5 protein-coding genes and 1 pseudogene are annotated in these 4,384 nt (G+C 66.1%); 3 read left to right on the top strand and 3 right to left on the bottom strand.

Going from position 1 to position 4,384, the window contains the following annotated elements:
• Positions 1-78: 78 nt before the first annotated feature.
• Positions 79-1,233 carry a tyrosine-type recombinase/integrase gene (locus QWJ41_RS20605; RefSeq protein ID WP_302710341.1) on the bottom strand — a complete coding sequence of 385 codons (1,155 nt, stop codon included), beginning with the start codon at positions 1,231-1,233 and terminating at the stop codon, positions 79-81.
• Between the two features lie 196 nt (positions 1,234-1,429).
• Here QWJ41_RS20605 and QWJ41_RS20600 point away from each other — a divergent pair.
• Positions 1,430-1,923: pseudogene (locus tag QWJ41_RS20600) on the top strand (IS3 family transposase); the annotation flags it as partial.
• Positions 1,924-1,929: 6 nt separating this feature from the next.
• Positions 1,930-2,931, top strand: a complete 1,002-nt coding sequence (locus tag QWJ41_RS20595; protein WP_056681073.1) for an IS110 family RNA-guided transposase — start codon at positions 1,930-1,932, stop codon at positions 2,929-2,931.
• 110 nt (positions 2,932-3,041) lie between these two features.
• Here the strand turns inward: QWJ41_RS20595 and QWJ41_RS20590 are convergent, their stop codons facing one another.
• Together QWJ41_RS20590 and QWJ41_RS20585 are read right to left on the bottom strand one after the other, a co-directional pair.
• Entirely contained in the window at positions 3,042-3,347 is a 306-nt protein-coding gene (locus QWJ41_RS20590; protein ID WP_056681076.1) for a hypothetical protein, read from the bottom strand.
• 50 nt (positions 3,348-3,397) lie between these two features.
• Complete coding sequence (locus QWJ41_RS20585; RefSeq protein ID WP_235532562.1) at positions 3,398-3,568, bottom strand: hypothetical protein; 171 nt, start codon at positions 3,566-3,568, stop codon at positions 3,398-3,400.
• A 65-nt stretch (positions 3,569-3,633) separates the two neighbouring features.
• On the opposite strand from QWJ41_RS20585, the gene QWJ41_RS20580 reads away from it, so the two are divergent.
• Positions 3,634-4,092 carry a MarR family winged helix-turn-helix transcriptional regulator gene (locus QWJ41_RS20580; protein ID WP_056681081.1) on the top strand — a complete coding sequence of 153 codons (459 nt, stop codon included), beginning with the start codon at positions 3,634-3,636 and terminating at the stop codon, positions 4,090-4,092.
• The last annotated feature ends 292 nt before the right edge of the window (positions 4,093-4,384 follow it).

The raw sequence follows: 4,384 nt of genomic DNA, 5'->3' as shown, positions 1-4,384 counted from the left end.
TCTCGTGACTCGCCTTGGCAGACGGGCACGAAAGTACGGGGACAAGTAGGTCGAGGGTGGGGCCACTTCAAGCCAGCACTACGGCTCCAAGTGGGGCCACTTCAGACTGGCACACTCAGCCATCGTGGTGGCGGCGTGGACGTGGCCCAGCAGCTCCTTCGCTTCGGTCAGGGAACCGCCCGAGGCCAGCACGCTCATCGCGGCGGTATGCCTGAGCCGGTGCGCGTAGATCGGGTCGATCCCCGCCAGGCCCGACAGCCGGGCGATGACGCCAGAGATCCCCGAGGTCGTCATCGCCTGGCGAGGCGCCTTCATCCGCACGAACACCGCCCTGTCCAGGGCAGGAGGCCGGTGCCGCAGCCACGCCTCCAACGCCTGGCCCACGTCGACAGGGAGCGGGAGCACGTGCTCGCGGCCCTTGCCGGTGACTTTGAACTGGCCGGTGGCCCAGTCGATATCGTTGAGCCTCAAGCCCGCTGCCTCACCAGCGCGCAGGCCCAGCCTCACCAGGACCAGGACGAGCGCCCGGTCCCTGGTCCCGATCGCCGTGGCGGGATCGCACGCCCCCAACAGTGCAGCGACCTGGTCGGCGCTCACGCCACGCGGCAAGGAACGCTTCGTTCCTGGGGGCTTCAGGATGCCAGGAGCAAGATCCCGGTCGATACGACCGGTGCTCAGCGCCCACCGCAGTAGGCACCGGACAGCGGTCACGATGTGCGCACGTGCGACAGCCCCGTAGCCACGTCCGCGCTCGGCGACGTAGGCGTTCACGAGGGGGACTTCAAGCCGACGCCATTCCAGGGCCCCGCCGTCGGTGGTCAGCGCGTCCAGGAGGCCGGCTGCGTAATGGACGCGGGCCGCGATGGTCTGCTCGGTCAGGCCGCCTTGGTCGCGCATCCAACCACGCCACTGCGCCACTGCAGCCGCAGCCGGCGTCGGGTGGCAGTCCTCGACCACCACAGAGCCCAGGTATCCGCTCGCCACAAGGAACCTGCGCATCGTCCCTCGGGCCCTCATCGCGGTGACGCAGACGACGTCCCTCGCGCGCTCCTCCTCCACGAACCTGGCGAGGAGCTCCTCCTCGATGTCCTCGACACCGGCACCGACCGTTCGCATCCACAAGCTGAGTCGGCCCAGCGCGTTCAGCACCCCGGCCGCCGAGCCCGGGGAGTAACCCTTGATGCTCAACCAGGCCGAGCACTCGCCCAGCACCGTCGGTGCCAAGGGGCCCACCGGAACCCGAGGAACCCGATCCGGGTACGACCGGGCTATCGCAGATCTCTTCGTCACGAACCACACCTCCAGACAGACACCCCGTGTCTGAAAGCGTGGCCACGACTACGCGACTATGCCGACCTTCCGAACCTCAGCATCACCGTTGACCTGCGCGACCGCTGAAATGGTCGGCATAGTTCCAAGGTCGGCATAGGACATCACCGAGCACTGGACCGGCGAAGGCAAGCTCTACGTTTGCGCGATCAAGGACGTGTACTCCAACCGGATCGTGGGCTACTCGATCGACTCACGGATGAAGTCGTCGCTGGCGGTCGCGGCGCTGAACAACGCAGTTGCTCGCCGCCGCATCGAAGGCGGTGATGTGGCCGGCTGTGTGGTTCACACCGACCGCGGGTCGCAGTTTCGAAGCAGGAAGTTCGTCCACGCGATCAACCGTCACTCGATGGTCGGCTCCATGGGTCGCGTTGGGGCAGCTGGTGACAACGCAGCCATGGAGTCGTTCTTCGCGCTGCTGCAGAAGAACGTCCTCAACCGACGGGCGTGGGCGACGCGTGAGGATCTGCGGATCGCGATAGTGACGTGGATCGAGAAGACTTACCACCGACGCCGTCGACAGGCCGCTCTCGGACGATTGACCCTGTCGAATACGAGTTGATCATGATGACAACCGCGATCCAAGCGGCCTAACCGAAACTGTCACCCGTTCGTGCAGCAGTCCCCAAACTGGGCGAACGAACAACGGGCACGACAACAGCTGATCACCTGCAGTTGCTGTGCTGGGCCGAGCAGTTCGGCGACGCCCGAACCTGGGCAATCGAGGACTGCCGCCATCTCTCGCGGCGACTCGAGCGCGACCTCCTCGGAGCTGGTGAGCGGATCGTCAGAGTTCCTCCGAAGATGATGGCCCACGCTCGAGACGGCGCCCGTACCTACGGCAAGTCAGACCCCATCGATGCACTGGCGGTGGCACGAGCAGCACTGCGCGAACCGAACCTTCCCACCGCCAGCCTCGACGGGCCGGCCCGAGAGGTCCGACTGCTGGCAGACCATCGCGACGACCTCGTGGCTGAGCGCACCCGAGCGATCAACCGGCTGCGGTGGCACCTGCACGAGCTGGACCCAGCCTGGGCGCCACCAGCTCGTTCCCTGTGGCGAGCCAAGCATCTGAAGGCGATCCTGCAACACCTCACCCGCGAGGATGGCACCGTCGCCCGGCTGGCACGCGGCTTGGTCGAGCGATGCAGACTGCTCACCGCCGAGATCCTGGAGCTCGACCAAGAACTGGAACAGTTGGTGCGCGCGCAGGCACCCGCACTCCTGGAGATCTGCGGTTGTGCGACCTTGAGCGCGGCCAAGATCCTCGGCGAGACCGCCGGCGTCCGACGCTTCCGATCCCGGCACGCCTATGCCCGCCACAACGGCACCGCACCGCTTCCCGTCTGGTCAGGGAACAACGAACGACACCGACTCAGCCGCACCGGCAATCGACAGATCAACGCAGCGATCCATCGCATCGCCATCACCCAAGCGCACTACCACCCGGACGCGAAAACCTACCTTGAGCGCCGGCGCGCCGCCGGAGACAACAAGGCCGAGTCCATCAGAGCGCTCAAGAGACGGCTATCCGACGTCGTCTTCAAGGCCCTCACGACCGACGCCGAGGCCAACACAGCGTCGACAGCGACAGCTGCTTGACATAGGAGCAAGGGGACGTCACCCTGGGCGGGGCTTGGTTCTAAATCCTCGCCGAGGCTGCTCGCGGTGTTCGCCGACCAGCGGTAGTCGAAACGACTCGCGCTTACCTCCTAACGGCTGATCGTCTTGATCTTGCTCAGCACGTTTCGCGGTCGCGGCTCGCGTGCCGCGGTGTGTTCTGCAAGCTGGTTGCTCCGTCGCGCTTCGATCTCGAGGCGGTGGCCCACTCGAATCGCTGGTTCGTCGAGGCCACTGGCCAGCCCGGCTGCGATGGCCATGGCTGCCCAGTCGTGGCGCGCGGTCGTGCGGACAGCGTGGGCTACTCCTTCGGTTGGCGGGTTCTCAGTCAGTTCGTCGATGACCATGCGCCCGCCCCGGTAGGTCTTGGTGGCCTGCCGCCAGGGCTCGATGGCCATCTCCTCGCGGCTTTCGGGGTCGCCGACGAGTCCGCGTTCTAACGATGCGGTCAGCAGCGTGGGCCGGAAACTTGGTCGAGGAGGTCGTTGACGAGGGTCTGGACGCGCGCCTCGACCCGGGCGATTTGGCGCGCGGTGAAGGCCTTGCTGACCAGATGACGCGGCTGGGTGTGCCGAGGTGCGTCACTCATGATGAGCATGGGCAGGAACAGCTCGGTCATGTCCACCCCGGGCGGGGCCGGGAAGATCCCGGACGCCGAGGAGTCACGTAGGCGTCGCCTCATGGATGCAGTTGATGACCTCAACGTTGCAGCCGTCCCGCGCCCCGCGTGGCCCGGAGGACTTCGCCGACGCGGCCCTGGCGTTTCTTGCCGTGGTAAGACGCATCCGAGGTCGGCTGCAGCCCCTGTTCGAGGACGTTACCGTTCCCCAACTCGTCCTTCTCGATGCTGTTCAGGCTTGCGCCGCCGAGGGAATTGTCGCAATTTCTGACTACACCGCCCTGAGTCAGCCGACCGTGACCCAACAGGCGGCGTTCTTGGAGGCGAACGGCCTTTTGCGCCGCGTCCCGGCAGACGACGATCGGCGCCGCCGGCTCCTGGCCCTCACGGAGCGCGGCGAGCAGTTGCTGGCGGCCAAGGAGGGGGTGGTGGCTGATCGATTGTCAGTCGCCTGGATCGCGCCCGCGGCCGAGGAGCAAGCGTTGGTGGTTCCATCGTTGCGGCACCTCGCGGACCTGGCGTGAATCAGCCTATCGAATACCCTTTTCCTCCTATGTAATCACGGGTATCTTGCGGTTGAAGGCTTCGTTCCGCACGGTCGTTCGGCGCCTGGGTGTATGCCCGGTCCCTGGTTGGAGGTGGGCCATGAGGTACGCGGATCTGCATGGCATCGGTTGGCAGCAGATGAGTTACGCGTGTCGGCGGCCACGAGAAACTGCCCGGAGACGGCCACGAAACTGCCCGCTGGCGGACATGAGAACTGCCCACTGACGGTCATGGGATCTGCCCGACACGACGTCGTCTGCCTCGCCGCGC

The sequence above is a fragment of the Nocardioides cremeus genome (assembly GCF_030518195.1).
GTDB classification, from domain to species: Bacteria; Actinomycetota; Actinomycetes; order Propionibacteriales; family Nocardioidaceae; genus Nocardioides; species Nocardioides cremeus.
Note: the sequence above shows the minus strand (reverse complement) of the source record. Positions and strands in the feature narration are given on the sequence as shown.